Genomic DNA, 24,683 nt, shown 5'->3' on the forward strand with positions numbered 1-24,683 from the left:
TCCCCTTTACCCGACCCGCCGGCCCACGGCGTTCAGGGTCTCCTTGACGGCGGTGGTGATCGACTCGACCGACGGGAGAGCAGCGGTCTCCAGCGGCTTGGCGTAGGGCATCGGGACCTCGGCCATGGCGACGCGCCGGACCGGGGCGTCGAGGTAGTCGAACGCGCCCTCCTGGATGGAGGCGGCGATCTCGGCACCGATGCCGTAGGTGAGCCAGTCGTCCTCGGCGATGACGGCGGACCCGGTCTTGCGGACCGACTCCACGATCGTCTCACGGTCGAGGGGCCGCAGGCTGCGCAGGTCGACGACCTCGCAGCTGATGCCCTCCTCTGCGAGCCGTTCGGCGACCTGGCCGGTCACCATGGCCATCCGGGAGTAGCCGATGAGGGTGATGTCGGTGCCCTCGCGGGTCACCGCGGCGCGGCCGATCTCGGCGACGGTGTCATCGTCGTCCGGAACCTCGCCCTTGGTGTTGTACAGGCCGAGGTTCTCCAGGAAGAGGACCGGGTCGTCGTCGCGGATGGCGGCGCGCAGCATGGAGGCCGCCTCGGCCGGGGTGCTGGGGGCGAGCACCTTCAGGCCGGGGATGAAGGAGTAGAACAGCTCGATGTTCTGCGAGTGCGTGGCACCGAGCTGCTGGCCGCCGCCACCGGGGGTGCGGATGACCATGGGCACGCTCGTCTGACCGCCGAACATGCCGTAGATCTTGGCGGCGTGGTTGACGATCTGGTCGATCGCGATGAGGGAGAAGTTGATCGTCATGAGCTCGACGACCGGGCGCAGGCCCAGCATCGCGGCGCCGATGGCGGCGCCGACGAAGCCCTCCTCGGCGATGGGGGTGTCGCGGACCCGGCGCTCGCCGAACTCCTTGAGCAGACCCTCGGTGATCTTGTAGGAGCCCTCGAAGACCCCGATCTCCTCACCCAGGAGGAGCACGTTCTCGTCGCGGTGCATCTCGGCGCGCAGCGTGTCGCGGAGAGCCTGGCGGTAGGTGATCACGGACATGTACCCGCTCCTTATAACTACTCGGCGAAGACCGGGTCGGCGGGCATACGGCGCGACTCGTTCGCCACGGGGGTGGCGTAGGTGTAGTCGAACAGCGTGGACACCTCGGGGTGCGGGCTGTTCTCCGCGAAGTCCGCGGCGTCGGTGACCTCGGCGCGGACCGACTCCGCGATCTCCTTCTTGATCTCCTCGGTGAGGACCCCGGCCTCTTCGAGCTGCGATTCGAAGGCCAGCACCGGGTCGTTGGCCTTGGCCTCCTCGGCCTGCTCCTTGGTGCGGTACTTGGCCGGGTCGACCACGGAGTGGCCCTTCATCCGGTAGCTCGTCGCCTCCAGCAGGAAGGGGCGCTGCTCGGCGCGGGCGCGCTCGACCATGTCGGTGGCGGCGTCGCGGACGGCGAGCACGTCGCGGCCGTCGACCCGGACACCCTCGATGCGGAAGGCGGAGCCTCGCTTGTACAGCTCGGGCTCGGCGGAGGACTTCTCGACGGTGGTGCCCATGCCGGTGAAGTTGTTGATCACCACGAACACGATGGGCAGGTTCCACAGCGCGGCGATGTTCAGCGACTCGTGCCAGGCGCCGATGTTGGTGGTGCCGTCGCCCATCTGGCACATGACGACCTCGTCCCCGCCCCGGTAGGAGACGGCGAGTGCGGCGCCGGTGGCCAGGGGGAGCTGACCGCCGACGATGCCGTACCCGCCGAGCATGCGGGTCTCGGTGTCGTACATGTGCATGGAGCCGCCCCAGCCCTTGGATACGCCGGTGGCGCGCCCGTAGAGCTCGGCCATGACCCGGCGCGGGCTCATGCCCTTGCCGATCGCGTAGCCGTGGTCGCGGTAGTTGGTGAAGAGGTAGTCGCGCTCCTGCAGGGCGGTCATGAGGCCGACGACGGTGGCCTCCTCGCCCAGGTTGAGGTGACAGTAGCCGCCGATGCGGGCCTGCGTGTAGGCCTGGCCGGTGCGCTCCTCGAACCGGCGGATGAGGAGCATCTGCCGGTAGTAGTCGAGCAGCACCTTCGGCTGCTCGTCGGCGATGGTGGAGGCGGCGTCGGTGCTAGCCTTCCGGCTCCGCCGGCGGCCACCTGTCGTCCTGGCGGTGCCGCCGCCCTTCGGCTTGGCCGTGTCAGCCATGGTGTGCCTTTCTACGTGCGGGGACGGCCTCCGGTCGGCCGGTGGGCCCCGGAGACCCGCGCCGTGGCCCACAGTTGGTCGTGGCCAGGGCGGACGCGCCGACGCCGGGCTCATCGGCGGGGGCGCGCGAGTGGCTGTTCGAGCCAGTCGGGCTGGACTCGTCTACTCAGCTCGCTTCCCGGTCGGGGCCCCGCTCATACATCGGCTTCGGGGATGGTCCGGCCGGTCGGCTCGCGTGAGCACGCAAGACTGGTGTTATGTGTGACGTGTGTCGCGCATACTCTACGGATTGATCGATGATCGATCAATACGACTTTAGGGCAGATGGCGGACGCAGGTCGCAAAGGGGCCGGGATCGGTCACTGAGATCTTCGTGACGGTGTCGGTGCGGCTCGCGGCGGGTAGGGCCGACCCGCCCGGTGCCCCGGTTCGGCGGGCTCCTCAGCGCGCGACGTTGTGCGTCTTGAGCGCGGCCTCGACGTAGTTGAGCACATGGTCGCTGAGCATCCGCCCCACGTTGGGGTCGCGGCGGCGGAACGCCTCGGTGATCTGGGCATGGTCGGCGGCCTTCGCGTGCAGCTCCATATTGAGCCACCGGACCGAAAGCGCGGTCCACACCTCGACGCCCAGTGACTCCCAGGTGTGCGACAGCACGCTGTTGTCCGCGGCCCGGACGATGACCCGGTGGAACTCCACACTGTGTCTGACCTGCTCGTCCACGTCGCCGCTGGCGGTCGCGCGGTTCAGGGCCTCGACTTCGCGCTCCAGCGGCCGGGGGTCCTCGGCCAGGCGGGGGGCCGCCAGTTCGGCCGCCACGAGTTCGAGACCGGCCCGGACGGGATAGATCTCAGCCATGTCGGCGACACCGAAGTCGCGTACGCGCGCCCCCTTGTTCGGCACGGACTCGATCAGCCGCAGCGTCTCCAGCTCGCGCAGTGCCTCGCGCACCGGTGCCTGGCTCACGTTGAGCTCGGCGGCGATGCGCCGTTCGACGATGCGTTCCCCCGGCTGCCAGCGCCCGGACAGCAGCCCGTCGACGAGGAAGCGACGGATCTGCTCCCGCAGCGGGTTGCGAGCCAAGCGGGACTCCACGTCCGACCGCTCGGGGAGGTCGACCATCAACGGCCTTTCTGCTTCTGCGCCGGTGCGCGCGGCGCGCTGGTGTGCGGAGGCTCGTTACGAAGAGTGCCACATCGCGGCGCCGAACCTGCCTGTGGCCGACGTCACCTAACGGATAACTCACATTCGGGCGGCATCCCGGTGAACGTCCGCTGTTCAGGCCCTGAGCAGTGGGTGAATCGCCCAATGGGGCGGAGGAGAAGGCATGGGCCGGTCGTGTCGGCTGTTCCGGCAGGGCGCTATGCTCACCTGTCGGAAATGTTCAGCTAAACAGCTGGGTAACGTTAGCCGGTTTCCCCGGCGGACACCCTCGGCGGTTCGCGAGCCTTCGATCGGCAGAGCCGTCCCCAGCGTCAGACGCACAACCTCGACCGACCTCGACAACCTCGACACGGACACCCCCGGCCGTGCGGGCGCCGTGCACCCAGTGCCCCCGCCCCCGCGACTACCGACCCCTGTCCCAGCGGCGAGCCCGTTCCCCTACGCACACCCGTGCCGCAGGCCAGCCCACAATTACGTGAGACAGCACTGAGCACACATGATGCATACATCGCGGATCCGGACGAAGCCGCCGCACAGGGCGGGCCATTCGGTCCCCTCCAAAGATAGAGCCAAACGGGCCCTGCGCGCGGCGCCCCGAATCTCCCTGAGGACGTCGGGGAAGTCCCCGGCACCCCAGGTGACCTGGCCAAGCGTGAGTGAGATCGCGTGGGGTCTGGCCTCGGACAAGACCGCGATCATTCTGGCAGTGGCGTTGATCACCATGACGGTGCTCTCGGCGGGGCCTCTGCACCCCATCGACAACTTCGTCAACACGGCCCCCCGCCCCTACTGGGACGAGCTGCGGCTCTTCCTCATCCTGTGGCCCGACACGGTGGCCTCGCGTGCCGTGGCGCTGCCCGTGCTCACCGCGACCGCACTCCAGCTGGCCTACTGGCACCGCTCCTGGCGTCCGATCGTGCTGGGCGTGGGCGGGGTTTTCGGGATGATCTGCCTGGTCGCCTCCATGAAACTGCTCCTGGCGCGCAACCACCCGCGGACGTACGACCCCTCGTTCTTCGGTGACCAGGGCGGCGTCTCCTTCCCCTCAGGGCACGGTGCCAACGCCATCCTCATCTACGGGCTGGTGCTGTTCCTGATCATCCGCTACCGCGCGGTGCGCCCGCACATCGCGCGTCGCCTGGGCTACTGCATCGTCGGCATCGCGATCCTGCAGTCGGCCGTCTCGGCCTACCTGCACTTCCACTGGTTCACCGACCTGGTCACCGGCATGATCGCCGGCGGCTTCGCACTGGCGCTGACCATCCGCCTGGACCGGATGATCCCCGAGGGGCGCACCGCCACCTGGTGGCCCTGGTACGGCCGCACCCTGTGGACCGGCGAGGAGCGCCCACCCCGCGATCGGGAGGAGTACGCGGCCGGACGGGACTGAGCCGGACGGGACTGAGCCGGGCGGGGCGGGCCGCCATGAGCGCGGCCATGCCGGGCCGCCCGCCGCGTCTCCGGCTACAGTGCGTCCCAGGGGGGACGCCCGCGCAGCGCGGTTGCACGCCGAGCAGGCGGGCCGACCCCGCCCGTCGACCATGCGGACAGCGAAGGACCGCCGGTGAACCACCCAGACCAGCAGCAGGAGCAGGCGCGCCCCGCGGAAGGGGCGGCACAGCGCCCGCCCGCCGACGAGCGTCCGCTGCCGCCGGGGCCGCCGACCACGCGCGTGGACCGCTGGCTGTGGGCGGTGCGGCTGCTCAAGACGCGTGCGGAGGCCGCGCAGGCGTGCCGGGGCGGCCACGTCCGGGTCAACGACAAGCCGGCCAAGCCCGCCGCGGGCGTGCGCGTCGGTGACACCATCCGGCTGCGCGCGCACGGCATGACCCGGATCGTCGAGGTCACCCACATCCTGGAGAAGCGCGTCGGTGCGCCGGTCGCGGTGCGCTGCTACACCGACCACACCCCGCCACCACCCCCGGAGGCCTCGGTGCCGGTCGCCCGCCGCGACCGCGGAGCCGGCCGGCCGACCAAGCGCGACCGCCGCATGCTCACCCGCCTGCGCGGCGAGGAGAAGTAGTCGGCTCCCGCCGTACGCGCCAATTCATGGGATGAAAAATAGTCCCCCCAGGGTTACCGATTCCCTACGCGGGGTGATTTTTCGGGGCGTTTCAGGGTCTTCGATGCATGAATGCGCAGAACAGCTCTGGTTAGCGGCTGCCATTCGCGGTGAATGTAATATAAGCCGCGAATCCTAAATTCGGCATTTGCGGCGGGGGCTCGTGGACAGGGGCGTCGCCGTGCTGCGGTGAACGGGGATGTGCGGGGCGGCGTCCCCGACCGGCGATGAAAGGTCTGCGAATGATCCGTGTGATCCTCGCCGAGGACATGCACATGGTGCGCGGTGCCCTCGTCTCGCTTCTCGGACTGGAGGACGACATCGAGGTGGTCGCGGACATCGTCTCCGGCGACGAGATCCTGCCGACCGTGCTCCGCCACCGGCCGGATGTCGCCATCATCGACATCGACCTGCCTGGCAAGGACGGTCTGACCGCCGCCGCCGAAGTGCACGCCGAGGCCCCCGAGACCCGCACCCTCATCCTGACCAGTCTGGGGCGGCCGGGCACCCTGCGCCGGGCGTTGGCCGCGAAGGCCGGGGGGTTCATCCTCAAGGACGCCCCGCCCAACGAGCTCGCCGAGGCCGTCCGCGGGGTCGCCGCCGGCCGCCGCGTCGTCGACGGCCAGCTGGCCCTCGCCGCCTTCGACAGCGAGGACTGCCCGCTCACCGCCCGCGAGATCGAGGTGCTGCGGCTGGCCGCCGGCGGGGCCGACGTCGTCGACATCGCCGGGCGGCTCTTCCTCACCGCGGGGACCGTCCGCAACTACCTGACGGCCGCGACCACCAAGCTCAACGCGCGCAACCGCGTCGACGCCGTCCGGATCGCCACCGAGGCCGGCTGGCTCTGACGCCCGTGGTGGTGTTCAGCCACCCGCGCCGAACTCGCCGACGCTGACCTCGGCCAGCCCGTCGATCCCCAGCGCGCGGGCTGCGACCTCGATGTCTCCGGTGACGGGGGTCGAGGCGACCAGCCCCAGCGACGCCGCGGCCTGCCGCAGCCGCTCCTGCATCGCCCCGGTCACCAGCAGTACCGCCGCGTATCCGGACCCGTCGAGGGTGCGCGCCAGCTCGGAAACCTCGGCGGTGATCGTGATCAGCACCGACACGCTCCGGTCCGCCCCCGCCGCGATCCGCGCGCCGTCCAGCAGTTCCCGGAGGTCGGCCTCCTTCGCGCCGAGGGGGACCAGCGTGTGCTTCTCGGGTGCGTACCGGTAGACCCCGCACGGCACGTCCGGGCTGTCGGCGACGGTGACGTAGAGACGGATGCCCGGAACGGGGCCGGAGCCTGCGGGGCCCACCCGGTGGGGCGCGCAGGTCGCCCGCGACAGCAGTTCACCCAGTTCACCGGCGCTGACGGGTCGGTGGCCGCGCGCGGCCACCGACCGGTCCCGAGCCGTGCCCGGCTCGCGGGGCAGTGGCAGCGGCGGCCCGGCGCCGCGGGGAGCCGCCGTCGCCCCCGCGCGCAGCGTGCCCAATGCAGCCCCGTTGCGGCCGAACCGGCTGCGGGTGTGGAACAGCAGGTCGTGGTGGGTCCAGGCGGCCAGCCGGGGGTCGAGGTCCTCCTGTGCCCTCCCCAACCCGGACACCGGGTCATGCTCGACGCCCACCGCCATTCCGGCCCCCGCCAGGTAGGCGGTGATCTCGGCGACCAGGCAGGGCGGGAGGTCGTTCAGGGCTGCGGCCATGTCGGTGACGGTGGTGGTGCCGCCCAGCTCGCCGAGCACCCGCACGGCCGGGGCCCGGTGCAGCACGACCAAGTGGAGCGAGAGCGGCGACTCCACGACCAGGCGCCCGTCGTGCGCGCGGACGGCGGCGAAGCGGGACAGCCGCACCGGCCGGTCTCGCCGCGCCGCGGACGGCGCGTAGGCGAACTCCGCCCGGCGCGCCACCGGCTCGGCCGACAGCACCGGCCCGGACTCGGAGTCGACGCCGAGGGAGTGCACCACACACCCGCCGAGCCGGTCCAGGACGCGCCTCAGCTCGGCGCGGTCGGCCGTCTCCGCCCCGCACAGCACGTTGTCGGCGTCGACCGGGCCCAGGGTCATCCGGCGCAGCAGCTCCCGCACCGCCGCCCCGGGATGTCCCAGCCCGACCTCCCCCCACCGCGTTACCGCCGTGACGGATCCCCCCGCACCGTCCTCGATCAGGGTGTCCTCCAGCAGCGCGCGCAGCCGGCGCACGCGGATGGGGCGGTCGGGATGGGGGGTGTCGGCCCTGGGGCACATCATCATCGCCACGCGTTCTCGTCCACGGGTCGTCACAGGTAGCGGGGGTCGTCGCGGGAGACAGGAGTCATCACAGGAAGAGCGGGTAGGGGTTGAGATCCGCGTAGGGGGTGGGGGACGGTACACGGCCCAGGGCGACCGGGACGTCGAAGAGTCTCCCCGGTGCGAACCGCGCCCAGAAGCCGCGCAGGCCGGGGACCACGACCTTCACCACCGGAAGGCCGACGTCGGGCCGCGTCTGGTCCAGCACCAGCATCTCCAGGTCGCGTTCGGCCAACAGGTCGCGCAGCGCGGCGACGTCGTCGGCCAGGTCGGGCCGGTCGGCGTAACGGTAGTCGCCCGGCCCCAGCGGCCGGTGGGTGGGGTCCGGCAGTAGATAGGGCTGGCCGGCGACGTCGGCCTCGTTCCACCAGCGTGCGGCGTCGGGGTCGTCCCAGCGGTGGGTGCCGTCGAGGACGGCCGGCATGAGCTGGTTCAACTCCGCGACGGCCCGGTGTACGGCCACCCGTGGGTCGAAGTGCGCCCCGAAGCCGAGCATGACGTCCTCGCGCGGGTGGCCGGTGCGGCGCGAGACCGCCACCATTACAGGGACCCCGAGGTCGGAGGTGATGTCCAGGACCCACATCTCGCGGCCGATCCCGGCGTGGACGCCGTACATCCGGTCGAGCCAGGGGTCGCCGAACGCCGCCGTGTCCACGCCCGGCCGGCGGGTGCGGTTGTACCACCAGATCGCCGCCGCGTCCCGCTCGATCAGTTCCAGGGTGCCCTGGACGATCGCGTCCTCCAGGCTGCTCCCGGCGGCGTTGCCGTTGGAGTCCGCGAGCACCGGGACCCGGTCGGGCTCGCCGGGGGCGTTGAAGTACAGCATCGCGGTCGGCATCAGCCGGTGCCGCTTCTCGGTCAGTGACCACACCGGTGTCCAGTCCATGACGGCGTCGTCGTCGAACGGGTCGCAGACCTGCTGGAACGCCGAGTGCTCGGCGTTCCACCGCTTCCGGTCGGCGTACTGGCGGGGGTCGAACAGCTGGCAGGTGTCGGGGTGCACCGCGGTGTCGGACAGTTCCGTGTAGCTGCCGTGGACGCGCTCCTCGTCACCCTGGAAGAAGCCGCTGTGCCGCTCCAGCGCCTCGCACAGCGCGCTCACCCGGGCGTACAGCGGGGTGGTGCCCTTGCCGCCGTTCTCTGCGCGCAGCATGGCGCGCAGGCCGACCAGATCGGTGCGCCCGGCGGCGAGGTTGGGCCCGCTGCGGAAGGAGTTGAACTCCGCCGGTCCCCGCGGGTCCTGCCGGATCGCCTTGACGATACCGGTGACCGGGCTGATGAGGTGCCCGAAGTCGTCGAGGACCTGCTGGGGTGTGCGGGCGCGGTGCCCGCCGCCGGTGTCGGGGGTCTTGCGGCGCGGCGCGACCACGACCGGGCGCCGCGCCTGCTCCCGTATCAGGGTCGGGTCGCCGCACGAGGGGCATTGAGGGCGGGCGCGCAGCTCATGGCTCCGGCTGTCCAGGGTGAGGCTGTCGAGCGTCCACACCGCCCGCTGCTCCGCACCGCGGTACCCCGCCAGCCACTTGGCGGCCTCCAAGCCGACCGTGCCCATGGCGGTGGCCGTGAGGGCGGGGACGGTGACGGCGGGACGTGGCGCCGGGCCGGAGCGGCCCAGCGCGGTCTGGGCGTGCAGCTCGCCCTGGCGCTGGCCCCACAACCGGTGGGCCAGGCAGTGCCAGCAGGCGCCCGCGGCCTGCGGGTCGAACACCGGCCCGACCCACACCTGGGTGCCCTGCGGCTTGGCCAGCAGCCAGGGGCGCTGCGCTGCGCGGTGCGCGGCGTCGATCTCGGCCAGCCCGGAGGCGAGGTAGTCGGGGCACAGCACGATGGACATGGCCGCGGCCGGGGCCAGGTCGGGGTAGTCGCCGGGGGCGTGCACGGTGTGGGCGGCCACCGTCAGCCCGGCCTGGCGCAGCGCGGCCAGAGCGGCGTCCCCTTCGATGTCGCCGATGGTCAGCAGGTGCAGGCCGGGCGCGGCCCCGCTGTCGAGGGACGTGGCCGGATCGAGCCCCGCGGCCTCCCAATAGGCGGCCGCGGGGGTGGGGGTCGCGGGTGCGCCGGGGGCGCGCACGGTGAGCAGGCCGACCGCGGCCAGGCGGGAGACCATGGCGGCGACCCGCTCGGGGGCCAGCCCGGCGGGGGCCTCCTCGACCAGGCCGGCCAGGTCGCGGGTGCCGTCCAGCAGCGGCGCCAGCGCCTCCATGTAGGGGCCCTGGAGCGCGGTGACCCCGCGCTCGGAGAAGACGTAGACGGCGTCGTCCTCGACGACGTCGACGCGCAGCCCCGCCTTGAATCCGATGAGTCCGCGGTCGGTGCCGGTGGAGGTCGCGTCCACTAGGCCACCGCCCCTGCGCTCGCGAAGGCGCTGTGGGACGGGCGGTGCGGTCCTGTTCGGGCGCGGCGGGGCGCGGGGAGCGCGGTCGGAGTCGAGAGCCGACGCCAGCACATGGTCGTGGGAGAGACGGTCGCGTTCTCCGGGTTGGTCCAGCCGTCGAACTCGTCGATGGTCAGATCGGTCTCGAAGTCAGCCCGGACGGCGCCAGCCTCCGGCACGGCGTGGGGCGGCCGCACTGCGTCCTCAGTCAAGGTGATCATGGAAATCTCCTTTTCCCGACTGCTCGGCGTCGAAGTCGCCGCCATTCTTCTGCAGCGGGGGTGATCATTTGCAGTGCAGCCCTCACACATCGCCGTATGTGTTCCTCATATGCGGACCCCGTGAATTCCACTGGTCGCTCATGACCTGCCCACTTCCCCGCGTGCTGCGCTGTTTGGGAGAGTTGGTCGACCGTGGACAAGGCCCGGCTGGGCCGTTCCCTTACGACCCGGATCGGAATTCGAAATCGTCCCATGACCAGATTCTGGAGTAGCCATGTACTTTCGCATGCTCGGGCCCTTGGAGGTGTCGCTCGATGGGAGAGGACCCGTTCCGCTGGGCAGAACGCAGCGGCGTATCGTGCTCGCGAAGCTGCTCGCCGAGGTGAACCGCACGGTCCCCGTCGGCCTGCTGGTCGAGGCGGTCTGGGGCGGCTGCCCGCCGCGCTCGGCCGAGCAGCAGATCCAGACGGCGGTGTGGCGGCTGCGCCGCGCGTTCGCCGCGGCCGGGTGCGGGGCCGGGGACGGGGGTGACACTGCCGCGGCCCGCATCGAGACCACCGCCTCCGGCTACGCTCTGCACGCCGTCGAGGAGCAGGTGGACGCGAGCGTCTTCCGTCGGCTCACCCGCGAGGCGCGGGCGCACGCGGCCGATGACCCGCGGCAGGCGATCGCCCGATACCGGGAGGCACTGGCGCTGTTCCGCGGCCCGGCACTGGGCGACGTCCCCGCCGCGTTCGCCGAGTCGGTGGCCGCTCGGTGGGAGGAGCGGCGGGTGGCGGCCCTGGAGGAGTGCGTCGAATTGGAGTTGCGCTGCGGGCGCGGCCACGGCCTCATCGACGAACTCGGCGACCTCGTGCGGCGCTACCCTCTGCGCGAGCGCCTGCGCGGGCACCTGATGTCGGCGCTGTACGGGGCCGACCGTCGCGCCGAGGCGCTGGCCGCCTACCAGGAGGGCCGCCGGGCCGTGGTCGCGGAGCTGGGGCTGGAACCCAGTCCGCACCTGAGCGAGCTGCACCGCCGGATCCTGCGGGGGGAGCCGGCGGCGGGTGGTGCCGCACCGTCGACGGGCAGAGCGCCGGGTGAGGAGCCCGCGATACCCCCCGCCTGGCTGCCGTCGGACATCCCCGACTTCGTGGGCCGCTCCGAGCAGGTGGAACGGATCTCCCGGACGCTCGCCGGGGAGGCGGGGCCGTCGGGCCGACTGCGCGTGGAGTCTCTGACCGGGCCGCCGGGTGCCGGGGTGTCCACCCTGGTGGTGCACGCCGCCCACCTGGTGCGCGCCGACTTTCCCGACGGGCAGCTCTACGCCGACTTCGCCGCGCCCGGCACCGAGACCGCCGACGATGTACTGCGCTGCTTCCTACGCGGGTTGGGCGTGTCCGAACCGGCGGTTCCCACGGCGCCGCGCCAACGGGTCGGGCTGTACCGCACCCTGCTGTCGGACCGCCGAGTGCTGGTGGTGCTGGACAACGTGGTCTCGGCCGGGCAGGTCCGGCCGCTGCTGCCGGGCGGGCCGAGTTCGGCGGTGCTCGTCGCCGCTCGGGCGCCGCTGACCGAGATCCCCGGCTGCCGCACAGTGGAAGTGGACGCGCTGTCCACCGACGAGGCCGTGGAGCTGCTGACGAGTATCGCCGGGCTGGAGCGCGTCCTGCGCGCCCCGGCCGCCGTCCACGGCATCGTGCAGGCGGCGGGGCACCTGCCCATGACGGTCCGGGCGGCTGGCGCGCATCTCGCTGCGCGCGCCGACACCGACCTGTCGGCGTTCCTGCGCCGGCTGTCGGACCCGGGGCGCCGACTGGACGCGCTCACCCTCGGCACGCTGGACCTGCGGGAAGGGCTGGCCCGCCGCCTCGTGGGTCTGCCGCAGGAGGCGGTGGACCTCTGGTACGCGCTCGGCCTGCTCGGCACCGGGGAGGTCAGCCTGCAGGCGGCGGCGCTCACCGGGGGTGTCACCCCCGCACGTGCCGAGGGGCTGCTCGGCCTCCTGGTCGACCGGCGGGTGCTGGACCCGGCTCCGGCCCCGCCGGGTGCGCCTCCCCGATACCGGTTGCGTGAGCTGTTCGGCCTCTACGCGCGGGAGCGTGGGCTGCTCACCCTCCCCGAACCGGTCCGCCGCCGGGCCCTGCCGGGCGCGGGCGACCGCCGGGCAATGCGGGTGACGACTGCGGGGTAGCCACCCCCCTCCCGTGGGGCGGGTCAGGCGGCGGCGGAGTGTTCGGGGGGTGCGATGTGCTCCTCCTGGCGGAGGGGGAGCCGGACGCCGAGCCGGAACCGACCCTCGCCGTCGGCTCCAGCGGTCAGCAGGCCGCCCAGGGCCTGCACCCGCTCCGACAGGTTGTGCAACCCGCTGCCGCTGCGCGGCCCACTCTGCCGAAGGGTGCCGTCGATCCCGTCGTTGACGATCTCGACGGCCACCTCGCCGTCTTCCTCGACGACGGTGATCTCGCAGTTCTCGGCCTTGCTGTGGCGCAGCAGGTTGGTGACGCCCTCGCGCAGCACCGTCGCCGCAACGGTGGAGACCCGGGCGGGGAGATCACCGTAGTCGGTGCGCATCCGCAGCTCCACCTCGGCGGCGACGAGCACCGAGCGGACCGACCGGCACTCCTGGTCCAGCGAGAGCTCCCGGTAGCCGTGCGCGACCGTACGGACGTCGGCGAGCGCCTGCCGGCTGGTGCGCAGTGTCTCCTCGAGCTCGTCGCGCGCCCGCTGCGGCTGGCGCAGCACCAGCTTGTGTGCGAGCTCGGTGCGCAGGGTGATCGAGGACAGGCTGTAGCCGAGGAGGTCGTGCAGGTCGCGGGCGAAGCGCAGGCGCTCGCGGGTGACCGCGGTCTCGGCGAGTTGCCGCTGCGCGTCGTGCAGCTGGCGGACCAGCTCCTGCAGGCGTGACAGGCCGTACACGATCAATCCGGTGATCAGCGTCGACACCGTGGTGTAGGCGATATCGACGTAGTCGCCGCTGAAGTGCGCCTGGGCTACGGCCATGCTGGCGACGATCGCCGCGTAGGCGGCCCAGGCGGCCTTCTGGGGCAGGACCAGCAGTGCGCTTCCGGCCAGGAAGCCGGGCATGCCCACCCACGCCTGGCCGAAGACGAGCAGCGGCGGGTAGACCAGGCACACCTGGAGGCCCAGTACCAGGTAGACGCCGCGTCGGCGCTCGGGTGCCCGGGGCCGGGACGGGAAGTACCAGAGCTGGATCAGCAGCAGGGCGCCCATGAGCATGCAGGACACCGCGATCAGCAGCGGGTTGAGCGTGCGCATGAGGACGTGGATCTGGGCGATCAGGAAGAATCCGCCGAAGACCACGACGATGATGGTCCGGGCGAATCTCGGAGCCATGCCGACCGTCGCGCACAGGCCGTCGTCCTCGTGTCCGGCAGCCGCAGCTCCCACTGGCGCCTCCTGCGCTCGCGATGTCACCCCCCGCCGACACCCGGTCAGCGGTGGTGTGCTGTCGCGGAGCGCGGCGCCCCTCCACAAATTACCCTAAAACCCCCGATGAGTGAAGGTGGAAGCGCCCCGTGGAAACGATCATGGAATGGGGTGCGGCACCCCTCCGCGCGTTCGACTGGTATTCACACCATGCCATTTTCATGAAGTGGAAGTGATTTCGTCACCGGGATTGGGTGTCGGGCGCACTACCGGGTGCCGACCGGGCTCTGTGACGATTCTGCCGTGCACGGAAATTCCTACGACGCAGGGCAGGCCGCCCCGGCCGCCGCACCGCACCCCGACGAGGAGTGATCCGCTCATGCGCGATCAGGCACACCGCACCCCCACACTCGCCGCCCCACTGCTACCGGGCATCGACCCCGCGGAGTTCCGCCGCGTCCTGGGCAGGTTCGCCACCGGGGTGGTCGCCGTGACGGCGATCGACGCCGCCGGGCGCCCGGCCGGGATGGCCGTCAACTCCTTCACCTCCGTCTCCCTCGCACCGCCGCTCGTCGCGTTCTGTGTGGCCCACACCAGCACCAGCTGGCCGTCGATCAGGAACGCCGGCCGGTGCTGCCTGAACATCCTCGGCGGGGGGCAGCGCCCGGTCTCCGCTCAGTTCGCCGCCCGCGGCACCGACAAGTTCGCCGGGCTCTCCTGGTCGCCGGCGCCCTCCGGGTCGCCCCTACTCGCCGACGCCCTGGCCTGGCTCGACTGCGCCATCGACGACGAACACACCGCCGGGGACCACGACATCGTCGTCGCTCGCGTGGATGCGGCCGGGCTCGGCGCCGACCGCGACCCCCTCGTCTTCTTCGGCAGCCGCTACGGCACGTTCGACGCCGGGTGAGGCGTGGGAGCGCCGTGTGCGGCGGGCGAAGTCGGCTCCACGCCCGCCGCACACGGCGCTCAGACGCTCATTTCACCCCGCTGATCACGCCGTGCGGGGTCCAACCCTCTCCCGGGCTGCGCATCACCCGGGAGAAGCCGGCCTCGGCCAGCCACCGCTCGTAGGTGCCCCAGTCGTAGAGGGTGCTCTGCGCCGCCGGAATGGTGGCGAAGTAGAGGTTGTCCAGCGCCGCGTACAGCGGCCCGTCCTTGGTGGCGTCCGCCATGGCGTTGAACACCAGCACCCGGCCGCCGTCCGCCAGCGCTCGGTGCGCCTTGCCCAGCAGCCGCAGGTTCTGCTCGGCCGACCAGATCACCAGCTGGTTGGCGAAGAGCACGCAGTCGTGCCCGCGGGGGTAGTCGTCGTCGAAGATGTCGCCGGCGGCGACGGTGATGCGGTCGGCGAGCCCCGCCTCGGCGATCTTCCGCTCGGCGATGGCCACGGCGCCGGGCAGGTCCAGGACGGTGAACTCGACTCCCGGATTGGCCCGTGCCAGGGCGATCGCGTTCACCCCGTCGCCGCCGCCGACGTCGAGCACCCGGCGCACGCCGGTCAGGTCGGCCTTGTCCACCAGGATCGGGTTGGACAGCCGGGACCAGGAACGCATGCACCGGTAGAAGAGTCGCTCCAGGTCGGGCCGGGCGGCCAGCCGGTGGTAGAGGTCCTCGCCCTCGCCCTCGAACCGGCGCAGACCCACGTTGGTGTCGGCGCGCAGTGCCTCGGTGAAGTCGGCCTGTGCGGCGTACACGATGTGCGCTTCGAACGCCGTCATATCGGTGATGATCTCCCACGTGCCGTCGGCGAAGTGGGCGTCGATCAGCTCGGCGTTGCGGTAGCGGCCCCCGTCCAGCTCGGTCAGGCGCAGCGCCGTGGTCGCCAGCAGCAGGATCCGCGTCGGGCGCGGGCGCAGGCCGAGCCCGGCCGCGACCTCGTCCTCGCTCAGTCCCGGCCGCTCGTTGAGCAGGGTGAACAGGCCCAGTTCGCACCCGGCGCTCAGCGCCTGGAAGGCGGCGGCCCCGAACAGTGTGCCGACCAGGTCCTGCCGGCTCAGCGGGGTGCGGGGTGGGGTAGCGGCCGCGGTGGCGGTCTCGGTGATCGTCACGTCGGTTCTCCTCCGTTCGGCGGGCGCGGCCCCGGCGGTCCGGGCGCGCGGTCGTTTCGGCCGCCGGCGCGCGTCCGGCGGGGCGGAGCCGCCGGACCACGCGAAGCGGACCGGGGCACCGCCGACATTCGCCGACGATTCCATGCCGTGCTCTACAACGGCTCTGCAAAAGCGCGGACATGTGGAAATCCCGGCCTGTTCATGAATTTCTCATATTGTCCGGGGGTGGTCGCGCGCCCTACGCTCGATTCGGAATTGAAACCCCCAACCGATCGAGATGGGTGGAATGAGCGCTCGAATTTCTGTGATCTACTATTCGTCGACGGGAAACGTCCACGCCACGGCCGAGGCCATCGCCGAAGGCGCCGCGGACGCCGGTGCGAAGGTCCGGCTCCGACGCGTCGCCGAGCACGCCCCGGACAAGGCCGTCGAGAGTAACCCCGAGTGGCGGGACCACCTGGCCGCCACGGCGCACATCGAGACCGCGACGCTGGACGACCTCACCTGGGCGGACGGATACGCGTTCGGCACACCCACCCGCTTCGGCAACGTCAGCTCACAGCTCAAGCAGTTCATCGACAGCGCCGGCGGGGTGTGGGAGGCCGGGGAACTGGCCAACAAGCCGGTCACCGGGTTCACCAGCAGCTATGAGCTGCACGGCGGCCAGGAGTCCACACTGCTGTCGCTGTACAACGTGATGCACCACTGGGGTGCGCTGATCGTCCCCACCGGCTACGTCGACTACGACATCATGCACGAGGCCGGAGGCAACCCGTACGGCCTGGCCAACCCCTCCAGCCAGGGAGCGCCCTCCAAGGCGCTGCTGAAGGCCGCCCGCTTCCAGGGCGGTCGGCTGGCCAGAATCGCCGAACTGGTCGCACCGCTGCGCGCCGGGTGACCGCGCGGCCCCGTCCGCACACAGCAGGGTGGGTGGTCCGGATCCGGACCACCCACCCTCGCGTGTGTCGCCCTCAGGCCGCGGTCACCCGCTCGGCCTCCGGGGCACCTTCGTCTCGCGCCTTCCGGTCGTCCGGGTCCGCCGGACCGCCGCGGCCGGAGACGGCCGCGGCCGTGAGCACGACCGCCAGACCCAGGAGCGCCGCACCGGCGCCGAGCCACGCGGGCGCGGTGTAGCCCAGCCCGGCGCTGATGGTCAGGCCGCCGAGGGCGGCGCCCAGCGCCATGCCCAGGTTCGTGGCCGAGCCGCCGACCGCGGCGGACAGCGGGGACCGGCCTCGCGCCTGGCCGATGAGTTCGGAGAGCACCGCGGGGACGGCGGCGAAGCCCGCGGCGCCCACAGCGGCCAGAGCAACGGCGGCCGGGAGCGGGTAGGGCGCGAGCAGGGCCAGGGCCGCCAGCGCCACCACCAGCATCCCCATGGCCACCAGCAGGGTGCGCAGCCGGTCCCGGTCGGCGAAGCGGCCGCCGAGCAGGTTTCCGGCGACCATGCCCAGCCCGAAGAGGACGAGGACCGGGGTGATCGCCGTGCTCGGGAGCCCGCTGACCTCGGTCAGCAGCGGCGCGATGTAACTGAAGGCGGCGAACACGGCGCCCATGGCGAGCATGCCGACGGCGACCGCGAACCACACCCGGCCACGGGTGAACAGCGCCAGCTCGCCCCGCACACTCGTGGCTTCGGGGGCCGGCTGCCGGGGCACCGCCGCGGCGATCCCGGCCAGGGCCACCACGGCGGCGGCCGCGATCAGCCAGAACGTGGTGCGCCACCCCAGGTGCTGGCCGACGAGCGTGCCCAGCGGGGAGCCGATGACGTTGGCGACGGTGATGCCGGTGAACACCACGGCGATCGCCTGGGCGCGCCGCTGCGGCGGCACCAGGTTCGCCGCGACCACCGCTCCCACCCCCAGGAACGCCGCCTGGCCCAGGGCGGCGAGTACACGGCCCGCCATCAGCATGCCGTAGACCGGTGCGAGGGCGCAGATGAGGTTGCCGAGCGCGAAGAGCGCGACGGCGCCGGTGAGCAGCGCCTTGCGCGGCACCCGGGACCCGGCCAGGACCACGGCCGGACCGCCGACGACGATCGCCAGCGCGTAGCCGGAGATCAGCGCGCCGGCGGCGGGGATCGAGACGCCGAGCCCGGCGGCGACCTCGGGTAGCAGGCCGGTGATGACGAACTCGGCGGTACCCATGACGAACGCGGCCAGGGCGAGCACGAGCAGCCGTAGGGACATCGTCGTTCCTCCAGGTTGTCGGGGAGGGGATGCAGGGCCCCGGCGGGGCGGGGACGGGTGCCGCTCCGCCGGGGAGGTCAGGAGATGTCGAAGAGCAGGGACGGGTCGGGACCCACGTGGTAGCCGTCGCCGACACCGGTGATCAGGTCCATCTCCGTTGCGTCGAGCTCGAAGCCGAAGACGTCGAGGTTGCCGCGGATCCGCTCGGGCGTGACCGACTTGGGCAGGGGGACGACGCCCATCTGCAGGTGCCAGCGGAGCACCACCTGTGCCGGGGTACGGCCGTGCGCCTCGGCGACGGCGGCGACCGCGCGGTGGGACAGGAAGCCCTGGCCGCGGCCGAGCGGGCTCCACGCCTGGGTGGCGATGCCCCGAGAGGCGTGGTACGCGCGCAGCCCCCCCTGGTGCAGCCCCGGGTGCAGCTCGATCTGGTTGACGGCGGGGGCGGTGCCGGACTCGGCGATGAGCCGGTCGATGTGCTCGGGCGCGAAGTTGGACACCCCGATCGAGCGCACCCGCCCCTCCGCGCGCAGCCGGCACAGCGCCCGCCACGTCTCCGGGTAGAGGTCCAGGCGCGGCCGCGGCCAGTGGATGAGGTACTGGTCGACGTGGTCGAGGCCCAGCCGCGCGGCGCTGGCGTCGAAGGCGCGCAGCGTCGCGTCGTACCCCTGGTCGTCGTTCCACACCTTGGTGACGACGAAGACGTCCTCGCGCGGCACCCCGCTGTCGGCGATGCCGCGGCCGACGCCCGCCTCGTTGCCGTAGACCGCGGCCGTGTCGACCATCCGGTACCCGGCCAGCAGCGCCGTCCGAACGGCCGCGGCCGCCTCGTCCACCCCGGCCTGGAACACCCCCAGACCCAGCCGGGGCATGGCCGTTCCGTCGTTCAGTTCCACCCGCTCCACCGCCGGGGACACGGATGTGGGCACCGCCGTGCCGTCCGTGCTCTCCATAGCGCCCATGGCGTCCACACCGTCCACACCGCCCACACCGCCCACGCTCCCCTCCACCGTTCGTGCCGCCTGCCGCCGGGCCGTCACGAGTACCAGCCCGGCTCGGGCACCTCGTCGAACAGCCGGTAGCGGCCGAGCTCGCGGCGCTGGTAGGCGACGGGGTCGTGCAGGGTGTGCGTGCGCACGTTGCGCCAGAACCGGTCGAACCCGTACTTGGAGGCGGTGGACCGGGCGCGGGTGACCTCGAAGATGCGCGAGGTGACCTCCAGCGCGACCTCGTCGGCCCGCACCTTCACGGCCGCCGCGCGGATCTTGTGCTCGCCGCGGCGCCGCTCGGTCAGCGCGTCGGGGGCGCGGTGGATCTCCACGTTCTCCAGCGCCACCTCGTCCATCAGCGCTTCGGCCGCCCACAGCTTGGCGGTCAGGTCGCCGATGGTGTCGGCTACCGAGGGCTCGTCGACCGTCCGCTCGTAGCCGCCCCACGCCTTGCCATGGGTGTGGGTGTAGGCGACGGCGGCGTCCAGTGCGCCGCGGGCCATCCCGAGCCAGAACGCGCCCATGAGCAGCTGCCCGGTGGGGATCTGCACGGTGCCGTAGGGCCGGGGCGTGAACGTCTTGTCGGTGAAGCCCAGCGCGTCGCTCCAGGGGGCGCGCACGTTCTCGAACGCGATGCCGCCGCTCTCGGTGAGCCGCTGGCCCATGTTGTCCCAGCCGCCCAGAGGGACGACGCCGGGGTCGGTGGAGGGCACCATGGCGAAGACGTGGGTGTCGGTGCCCTCCAGAACGCCCTCGATACAGGTGACGTCGGAGACGCGCGAGCCGGTCGCGAAGTTCTTCCGGCCGTTGAACACCAGGGTGTCGCCCTCGTCGCGCACCACCACGTCGGCGTCACGGGCGTTGACGGCTCCGGCGAGGAACCACCCGTTGCGGGCGCAGTCGGCCTCGAACCGTTCGCTCTGCTCGGGGGTGCCGATGAAGCGCGGCACGTAGTTCCAGGTGTAGTGGTAACCCAGCAGGTGGCCGATCGACCCGTCGGCCGCCGACACCTCCCGGACCACCTTCAGCGCCGTGGGCCACTCCTGGCCGCCACCGCCGTGCTCCACCGGGCCCATCATGGTGACCAGCCCGGACTCCTTGAGCAGGGCGACCTCCGTGTAGGGGGTCGCATTGGCCCGGTCGCGTTCGGCGGCGTCGGCGGCGAGTACCGCCCGCACCTCCGACGCCCGCCGCAGCCACCCCTCGGGGGTGGTGGGCCGGGTCGTCCAGCGGGCCGGGGCCGCAGCTCCGGGCTGCTCGTCGGTGATGATGGTCATGGCCGCTCCCTACTCAGAATGGCTGTCGGAGGGGGTCGTCTGAAGCGTCGACGCGCACCGGGAACGCTAATCGGGGCGGCTCTCGCGCCGCTCTTCATCCGCTCTTCGGTGCGGAATTCCTCGAAGCCGACACGAATCGCCTTGCGGGGATTGCGAGGAGAATGCGCATAATGTCGCCATGCCTTTTCCTCCCAGCGCGAGAATCACGTCCGACGGGACGTCCCCCTGGCCGGTGGAGCCCGGCCGCTACCGGCTCGTGGTGAACCGGGCCTGCCCGTTCTCCGGTCGTGTCCTGGTGGTGCGTCGGCTCGTCGGCCTGGAGGCCGCGCTCCCCGTCGCCGTCACCGACCCCCTGCACGACGATCGCGGCTGGCGCTTCACCCTCGACCCCGAGGGGCATGACCCGGTCCTCGGCATCCGGTACCTGGCCGAGGCCTATGAGGCCGCCGCCCCCGGCTACGACGGCGGCGTCAGCGTCCCGGCCGTCGTGGACGTTCCCGGCGGCCGCGTGGTGACCAACGACCACGACACGCTCACCCGCGACCTCGCGACGCAGTGGCGACACCTGCACCGCCCGGGTGCCCCGGACCTGTACCCCGCCGAGTTGCGAGCGGATATCGACGCGCTGAACTCGGAGTTGGCGGACGACGTCTTTTTCGGCGTTTACACCTGCGGATTCGCCAAAACGCAGGAGGAATACTCCGCGGCCTTCCGCCGGCTGTTCGACCGGTTGGACGTGCTGGAGGAAAGACTGCGGACCCGGCGCTACCTCCACGGCGACACCATCACCGAGAGCGACATCCGGCTGTTCACCACGCTGGTCCGGTTCGACGCCGCCTACCACGGCCTGTTCCGGTGCAATCGGAACAAGCTCACCGAGATGCCCGTGCTGTGGGCCTACATGCGCGACCTGTTCCAGACACCGGGCTTCGGCGACACCGTCCACTTCGCCGACATCAAGCTGCACTACCACGCGGTCCTCACCGAGCTGAACCCGCGCGGTATCGTCCCAGAGGGGCCCGACCTCTCCGTCTGGCACACCCCGCACAACCGGGAGCGCCTCGGCGGGCGCCCCTTCGGGGACGGCACCCCGCCGCCCGCCGCGACGTGACCGCCGCGAACCGAACGGGCGGGGCGCCCCTCCCCGGACGCCCCGCACCACCCCGAGCCGCGGTCCTTGCGGGGGTGGCCTTCGGTCACCCCCGCAGTCCGGAGCGCAGCTCCTCGGCGATCGCGAAGACCAGCTCCACCGTCTGCGCCCCGTTCAGCCGCGGGTCGCACGCCGTCTCGTAGCGCTCGGCCAGGCGCTCGTCGCACAGCTCCCGCACACCGCCCAGGCACTCGGTCACGTCCTCCCCGGTCATCTCCAGGTGCACTCCGGCGGGGTGGGTCCCCTCGGCGCGGTGCACCGCGAAGAACCCCTCGACCTCAGTGGCGATGTCGGTGAACCGGCGCGTCTTGTACCCGCTGTGCGAGCGCACGGTGTTGCCGTGCATGGGGTCACACACCCACACCACCGGGTGCCCGGCGGAGCGGACCGCCCGCACCAGCGGAGGCAGGGCGTCGCGCACGTGGCGTGCCCCCATGCGCGGCACCAGGACCAGGCGGCCGGGTGAGCGTGCGGGATCCAACCGCGCGCACAGCTCCACCACCTCCTCGATGTCGGCTCCCGGCCCCAGCTTCACCCCCACCGGGTTGGCGATCCCCGAAACGAACTCGATGTGCGCCCCGTCGAGGGCGCGGGTCCGCTCGCCCACCCAGACCATGTGGGCGCTGGTGTCGAACCAGCGGTCGGTCGCCGGGTCGAGGCGGGTCAGCGCCTCCTCGTAGTCCAGCAGCAGCGCCTCGTGCGAGGTGTACAGCGGCCCCTGCTCCAGCACCCAGGCGAACTCACCGGGGTCGGCACCGCCGGCTTCGCACCCGCCCAGCGTACGCAGTGCGGCGCGGGTGTGCCCGTAGGCGTGCAGCATCCGCTCGGGGTCGGGGCGGCGCGCCTCAGGGGTCGGCTCGGGGCCGTTGACGATGTCGCCGCGGTAGACCGGCAGCTCGACACCGTCCACGACCTCGGTGTCCGCACTGCGCGGCTTGCCGAACTGCCCGGCGATGCGGCCGATCTTGACCACAGGCAGTCCCGAACCCAGGGAGAGCATCATCGCCGACTGCAGGAGGGTGCGGAGCTTCGCGGCGACGGTGTCCGAGACGCACGACGCGAAGCGCTCTGCGCAGTCCCCGCCCTGGAACACCACCGCCGAACCGTCCGCCGCCCGCGCCAGATCGCGGCGGAGCCGCAGGATCGAGGCGGGGGCGACCGGCGGGGGCAGCATGGACACGCTGCGCGCCGCCTCGCAGGCCCGGTCCGGGTCGGGCCACAGCGGCTGCTGGTGCGCCGGGCGGTGGCGCCAGGAGGCGCGGTGCCAGGCGGCGGGGGTCTCTGGCAGGCGGTCGGCGGCCGGTGCGGCCACCAGCGCGCGGGTGTCGGTCGGGATCATCGGCATGACGACAACAGCTCCTTCACCATCGGGTACGGGTCGCGGCCCGCGTCGATCTCGGCCACCAGCGAGCTGCCGACGATCGCGGCGTCGGCATGCCCGCGCAGCCTGCGCAGGTGCTCCGGGCGGGAGATCCCGAACCCGGCGGCCACGGGCAGGTGGGTGCGTGCCCGAACCCGCGCCAGGGTTCGCTCGACACAGTCGGGGAGGTCGCCCCGGCTGCCGGTGATCCCGGCGACGGTCACCGTGTAGACGAACCCGGTGGCCGCCGCGCAGGCCGCGGCGACACGATCGTCGGTGCTGGTCGGGGCGACCAGACGGACGGAGGCGACGCCGCGCTCGGCCAGCGCGCCGTCCAGGTCGGGCGCCTCCTCCATGGGCAGGTCGGGGACGATCACGGCGGCCACCCCGGCTTCGGCGGCGTCCCGGACGAACCGCCGCACGCCATAGGCCAGCACGGGGTTCACGTAGGTCATCAGGACGACGGGCGCCGCATCCTCGGCGGCGATGTCGGCGGCCAGCCGCAGGCACCCCTCGGTGGTGGTGCCGGCGTCCAGTGCGCGTTGCCCGGCCCGCTGGATCACCGGCCCGTCGGCGAGCGGATCGCTGTGCGGGATCCCCAGCTCCAGCGCTGCGATCCCGGAGTGCGCCAGTCTGCGCCCGATGTCCCGCGTTGCGTCCGGCCCGGTGTGCCCGGCCATCAGGTACGGAACCAGGGACACTCCGCCGTCGTCCCGCCGCAGCCGCGCGGCCAGGTCGTGCCCCGGTGCGGGCCGCTCCGCACCGCGGAGCATCCGCTCCTCGGTCGGTGCCGCCGTCATCGCGCACCGCCTGACGCGTTCGCCACCGGTTCCCGCTCCGCCACGTCGGCCTCCTCGTCGATCCGCCCCTGTTCGGCGACGGTGTGCAGGTCCTTGTCACCGCGCCCGGAGAAGCAGACCAGGATCCGGCCGCCCGGGCCGAGGCGCTCGGCCAGATCACCGGCGTAGGCCAGGGCGTGCGCGGTCTCCAGGGCGGGGATGATGCCCTCCAGCGCGGTGCACCGGCGGAACGCGTCCAGCGCCCGGCGGTCCTCCACGGCGGTGTAGACGGCCCGTCCCTGTTCGGCGAGCATGGCGTGCTCGGGTCCGACACCGGGGTAGTCCAGCCCTGCCGCCACCGAGTGGGTGGGCAGCACACGGCCGCCGGTGTCCTGCAGGATCAGGCTGCGGCTGCCGTGTAGGACACCCGGGGTCCCGGCAGCGGCGCCCGCGGCGTGCCTGCCGGAGGCCAGGCCTTTCCCGGCTGCCTCCACCCCCACCAGGTCGACCCACGCGTCCGGAACGAAGGCGGTGAACATGCCGATCGCGTTCGACCCGCCGCCCACGCTGGCGAGCACCGCGTCGGGCAGGCGCCCCTCGGCCGCGAGGTACTGGTCGCGCGCCTCGTCGCCGATGACGCGCTGCAGGTCGCGCACCATCCGCGGGTAGGGTGCGGGCCCCACCGCCGAGCCGATGATGTAGTGGGTGTCGGCGACGTTGGTCACCCAGTCGCGGATGGCCTCCGAGGTCGCGTCCTTGAGCGTGGCCGTGCCCGCCTCGACCCCGCGGACCTCCGCGCCCAGCATCCGCATCCGGCCGACGTTGACCGCCTGGCGGCGCATGTCCTCGGCACCCATGTACACCACGCACGCCAGGCCGAAGCGGGCGCACACGGTGGCCGTCGCGACCCCGTGCTGCCCGGCCCCGGTCTCGGCGATGATCCTGCGCTTGCCCATGCGCAGGGCCAGCACCACCTGGCCGAGCGCGTTGTTGAGCTTGTGCGCTCCGGTGTGGCACAGGTCCTCGCGCTTGAGGTGGATCGTCGCGCCGCCGTGGTGGTCGGTCAGACGCTCGGCGGGGTACAGCGGTGTCGGCCGCCCGACGAAGTCCCGTTGGTGGCGGCGGAGCTCGGCCAGGAATCCGGGGTCCGCGCGGACGTGGTCCCACACCTCGGCCAGCTCCGTCAGCGCAGCCATCAGCGTCTCGGGTACGTAGCGGCCGCCGAAGCCGCCGAACATGTCATCGTCGGTCGTCATCGCGGTTCGCCTCCTCTCCTCACGTGTTCGGTCCAGGGAAAGT

The 24,683-nt window shown here is 72.3% G+C and carries 21 protein-coding genes; 7 read left to right on the plus strand and 14 right to left on the minus strand.

All coding sequences use genetic code 11. The features are described 5' to 3' along the window. Positions 1-6: 6 nt before the first annotated feature. The 3 genes from HNR23_RS22920 to HNR23_RS22930 form a co-directional block, all read right to left on the minus strand. Positions 7-1,005 carry an alpha-ketoacid dehydrogenase subunit beta gene (locus HNR23_RS22920; protein WP_184078611.1) on the minus strand — a complete coding sequence of 333 codons (999 nt, stop codon included), beginning with the start codon at positions 1,003-1,005 and terminating at the stop codon, positions 7-9. 17 nt (positions 1,006-1,022) lie between these two features. Then, complete coding sequence (gene pdhA, locus HNR23_RS22925; RefSeq protein WP_184078613.1) at positions 1,023-2,135, minus strand: pyruvate dehydrogenase (acetyl-transferring) E1 component subunit alpha; 1,113 nt, start codon at positions 2,133-2,135, stop codon at positions 1,023-1,025. 441 nt (positions 2,136-2,576) lie between these two features. Next, positions 2,577-3,254 (minus strand): GntR family transcriptional regulator, encoded by a 678-nt coding sequence (locus HNR23_RS22930; protein ID WP_184078615.1) that lies wholly within the window; start codon positions 3,252-3,254, stop codon positions 2,577-2,579. A 694-nt stretch (positions 3,255-3,948) separates the two neighbouring features. Between HNR23_RS22930 and HNR23_RS22935 the strand changes: the two genes are divergently transcribed. The 3 genes from HNR23_RS22935 (at position 3,949) to HNR23_RS22945 (ending at position 6,206) form a co-directional block, all read left to right on the plus strand. Then, entirely contained in the window at positions 3,949-4,686 is a 738-nt protein-coding gene (locus tag HNR23_RS22935; RefSeq protein WP_343070679.1) for a phosphatase PAP2 family protein, read from the plus strand. Positions 4,687-4,941: 255 nt separating this feature from the next. Beyond that, complete coding sequence (locus HNR23_RS22940; protein ID WP_221308905.1) at positions 4,942-5,319, plus strand: RNA-binding S4 domain-containing protein; 378 nt, start codon at positions 4,942-4,944, stop codon at positions 5,317-5,319. Between the two features lie 281 nt (positions 5,320-5,600). Further along, positions 5,601-6,206, plus strand: a complete 606-nt coding sequence (locus tag HNR23_RS22945) for a response regulator transcription factor (RefSeq protein WP_184078619.1) — start codon at positions 5,601-5,603, stop codon at positions 6,204-6,206. Positions 6,207-6,221: 15 nt separating this feature from the next. Here the strand turns inward: HNR23_RS22945 and HNR23_RS22950 are convergent, their stop codons facing one another. The 3 genes from HNR23_RS22950 to HNR23_RS22960 all read right to left on the minus strand — a co-directional run bounded on the left by HNR23_RS22950 (position 6,222) and on the right by HNR23_RS22960 (position 10,220). Further along, complete coding sequence (locus tag HNR23_RS22950; RefSeq protein ID WP_394353832.1) at positions 6,222-7,589, minus strand: hypothetical protein; 1,368 nt, start codon at positions 7,587-7,589, stop codon at positions 6,222-6,224. 64 nt (positions 7,590-7,653) lie between these two features. Continuing rightward, positions 7,654-9,960: a TOMM precursor leader peptide-binding protein gene (locus HNR23_RS22955; protein ID WP_184078623.1), complete on the minus strand. Its 2,307-nt coding sequence runs from the start codon at positions 9,958-9,960 to the stop codon at positions 7,654-7,656. Further along, positions 9,960-10,220 (minus strand): hypothetical protein, encoded by a 261-nt coding sequence (locus HNR23_RS22960; RefSeq protein ID WP_184078624.1) that lies wholly within the window; start codon positions 10,218-10,220, stop codon positions 9,960-9,962. Before HNR23_RS22960 ends, HNR23_RS22955 begins: the two co-directional genes overlap by 1 nt. Before the next feature lie 274 nt (positions 10,221-10,494). Here HNR23_RS22960 and HNR23_RS22965 point away from each other — a divergent pair, with 274 nt between their 5' ends. After that, positions 10,495-12,393, plus strand: a complete 1,899-nt coding sequence (locus HNR23_RS22965; protein ID WP_184078626.1) for an AfsR/SARP family transcriptional regulator — start codon at positions 10,495-10,497, stop codon at positions 12,391-12,393. Between the two features lie 23 nt (positions 12,394-12,416). On the opposite strand, the gene HNR23_RS22970 is transcribed toward HNR23_RS22965, so the two are convergent. Continuing rightward, positions 12,417-13,610, minus strand: coding sequence for a histidine kinase (locus HNR23_RS22970; protein WP_184078628.1), 1,194 nt, complete (start codon positions 13,608-13,610; stop codon positions 12,417-12,419). A 358-nt stretch (positions 13,611-13,968) separates the two neighbouring features. On the opposite strand from HNR23_RS22970, the gene HNR23_RS22975 reads away from it, so the two are divergent. Then, entirely contained in the window at positions 13,969-14,499 is a 531-nt protein-coding gene (locus tag HNR23_RS22975; protein ID WP_184078630.1) for a flavin reductase family protein, read from the plus strand. Between the two features lie 67 nt (positions 14,500-14,566). Here HNR23_RS22975 and HNR23_RS22980 read toward each other — a convergent pair whose 3' ends face one another. Then, on the minus strand, positions 14,567-15,640 hold the full coding sequence (locus HNR23_RS22980; protein WP_343070680.1) for a methyltransferase: 1,074 nt from the start codon (positions 15,638-15,640) through the stop codon (positions 14,567-14,569). Positions 15,641-15,944: 304 nt separating this feature from the next. Here HNR23_RS22980 and wrbA point away from each other — a divergent pair, with 304 nt between their 5' ends. Beyond that, positions 15,945-16,538 carry an NAD(P)H:quinone oxidoreductase gene (wrbA, locus tag HNR23_RS22985; protein ID WP_343070681.1) on the plus strand — a complete coding sequence of 198 codons (594 nt, stop codon included), beginning with the start codon at positions 15,945-15,947 and terminating at the stop codon, positions 16,536-16,538. 73 nt (positions 16,539-16,611) lie between these two features. Here wrbA and HNR23_RS22990 read toward each other — a convergent pair whose 3' ends face one another. The 3 genes from HNR23_RS22990 to HNR23_RS23000 all read right to left on the minus strand — a co-directional run bounded on the left by HNR23_RS22990 (position 16,612) and on the right by HNR23_RS23000 (position 20,095). Beyond that, positions 16,612-17,829, minus strand: a complete 1,218-nt coding sequence (locus tag HNR23_RS22990; protein WP_184078635.1) for an MFS transporter — start codon at positions 17,827-17,829, stop codon at positions 16,612-16,614. 77 nt (positions 17,830-17,906) lie between these two features. Further along, positions 17,907-18,734 carry an aldo/keto reductase gene (locus tag HNR23_RS22995; protein WP_343070779.1) on the minus strand — a complete coding sequence of 276 codons (828 nt, stop codon included), beginning with the start codon at positions 18,732-18,734 and terminating at the stop codon, positions 17,907-17,909. 131 nt (positions 18,735-18,865) lie between these two features. After that, positions 18,866-20,095, minus strand: a complete 1,230-nt coding sequence (locus tag HNR23_RS23000; RefSeq protein WP_184078636.1) for an acyl-CoA dehydrogenase family protein — start codon at positions 20,093-20,095, stop codon at positions 18,866-18,868. 178 nt (positions 20,096-20,273) lie between these two features. On the opposite strand from HNR23_RS23000, the gene HNR23_RS23005 reads away from it, so the two are divergent. After that, the gene (locus HNR23_RS23005) at positions 20,274-21,206 is read left to right on the plus strand and encodes a glutathione S-transferase C-terminal domain-containing protein (RefSeq protein ID WP_184078637.1); all 933 of its coding nucleotides are present in this window, start codon (positions 20,274-20,276) and stop codon (positions 21,204-21,206) included. Between the two features lie 85 nt (positions 21,207-21,291). Here HNR23_RS23005 and HNR23_RS23010 read toward each other — a convergent pair whose 3' ends face one another. Genes HNR23_RS23010 through trpB form a run of 3 tightly spaced genes read right to left on the minus strand, consistent with a single transcriptional unit; the run spans position 21,292 to position 24,640 of the window. After that, a complete protein-coding gene (locus tag HNR23_RS23010; RefSeq protein WP_246421836.1) occupies positions 21,292-22,590 on the minus strand; it encodes a 3-deoxy-7-phosphoheptulonate synthase in 1,299 nt (432 codons plus the stop codon). Then, entirely contained in the window at positions 22,581-23,405 is an 825-nt protein-coding gene (gene trpA / locus HNR23_RS23015) for a tryptophan synthase subunit alpha (RefSeq protein ID WP_184078639.1), read from the minus strand. Before trpA ends, HNR23_RS23010 begins: the two co-directional genes overlap by 10 nt. Next, complete coding sequence (gene trpB, locus HNR23_RS23020; protein WP_184078641.1) at positions 23,402-24,640, minus strand: tryptophan synthase subunit beta; 1,239 nt, start codon at positions 24,638-24,640, stop codon at positions 23,402-23,404. Before trpB ends, trpA begins: the two co-directional genes overlap by 4 nt. Between the last annotated feature and the right edge of the window lie 43 nt (positions 24,641-24,683).

It is taken from the genome of Nocardiopsis mwathae (genome assembly GCF_014201195.1).
Lineage (GTDB): Bacteria > Actinomycetota > Actinomycetes > Streptosporangiales > Streptosporangiaceae > Nocardiopsis_C > Nocardiopsis_C mwathae.

Excerpts from the sequence above, each read along its gene's own strand:
- HNR23_RS22920 (WP_184078611.1), bottom strand. The coding sequence starts at position 1,005 with ATGTCCGTGATCACCTACCGCCAGGCTCTCCGCGACACGCTGCGCGCC.
- pdhA (WP_184078613.1), bottom strand. The coding sequence starts at position 2,135 with ATGGCTGACACGGCCAAGCCGAAGGGCGGCGGCACCGCCAGGACGACA.
- HNR23_RS22930 (WP_184078615.1), bottom strand. The coding sequence starts at position 3,254 with ATGGTCGACCTCCCCGAGCGGTCGGACGTGGAGTCCCGCTTGGCTCGC.
- HNR23_RS22945 (WP_184078619.1), top strand. The coding sequence starts at position 5,601 with ATGATCCGTGTGATCCTCGCCGAGGACATGCACATGGTGCGCGGTGCC.
- HNR23_RS22950 (WP_394353832.1), bottom strand. The coding sequence starts at position 7,589 with ATGATGATGTGCCCCAGGGCCGACACCCCCCATCCCGACCGCCCCATC.
- HNR23_RS22960 (WP_184078624.1), bottom strand. The coding sequence starts at position 10,220 with ATGATCACCTTGACTGAGGACGCAGTGCGGCCGCCCCACGCCGTGCCG.
- HNR23_RS22965 (WP_184078626.1), top strand. The coding sequence starts at position 10,495 with ATGTACTTTCGCATGCTCGGGCCCTTGGAGGTGTCGCTCGATGGGAGA.
- HNR23_RS22975 (WP_184078630.1), top strand. The coding sequence starts at position 13,969 with ATGCGCGATCAGGCACACCGCACCCCCACACTCGCCGCCCCACTGCTA.
- HNR23_RS22990 (WP_184078635.1), bottom strand. The coding sequence starts at position 17,829 with ATGTCCCTACGGCTGCTCGTGCTCGCCCTGGCCGCGTTCGTCATGGGT.
- HNR23_RS23000 (WP_184078636.1), bottom strand. The coding sequence starts at position 20,095 with ATGACCATCATCACCGACGAGCAGCCCGGAGCTGCGGCCCCGGCCCGC.
- HNR23_RS23005 (WP_184078637.1), top strand. The coding sequence starts at position 20,274 with ATGCCTTTTCCTCCCAGCGCGAGAATCACGTCCGACGGGACGTCCCCC.
- HNR23_RS23010 (WP_246421836.1), bottom strand. The coding sequence starts at position 22,590 with ATGCCGATGATCCCGACCGACACCCGCGCGCTGGTGGCCGCACCGGCC.
- trpA (WP_184078639.1), bottom strand. The coding sequence starts at position 23,405 with ATGACGGCGGCACCGACCGAGGAGCGGATGCTCCGCGGTGCGGAGCGG.
- trpB (WP_184078641.1), bottom strand. The coding sequence starts at position 24,640 with ATGACGACCGACGATGACATGTTCGGCGGCTTCGGCGGCCGCTACGTA.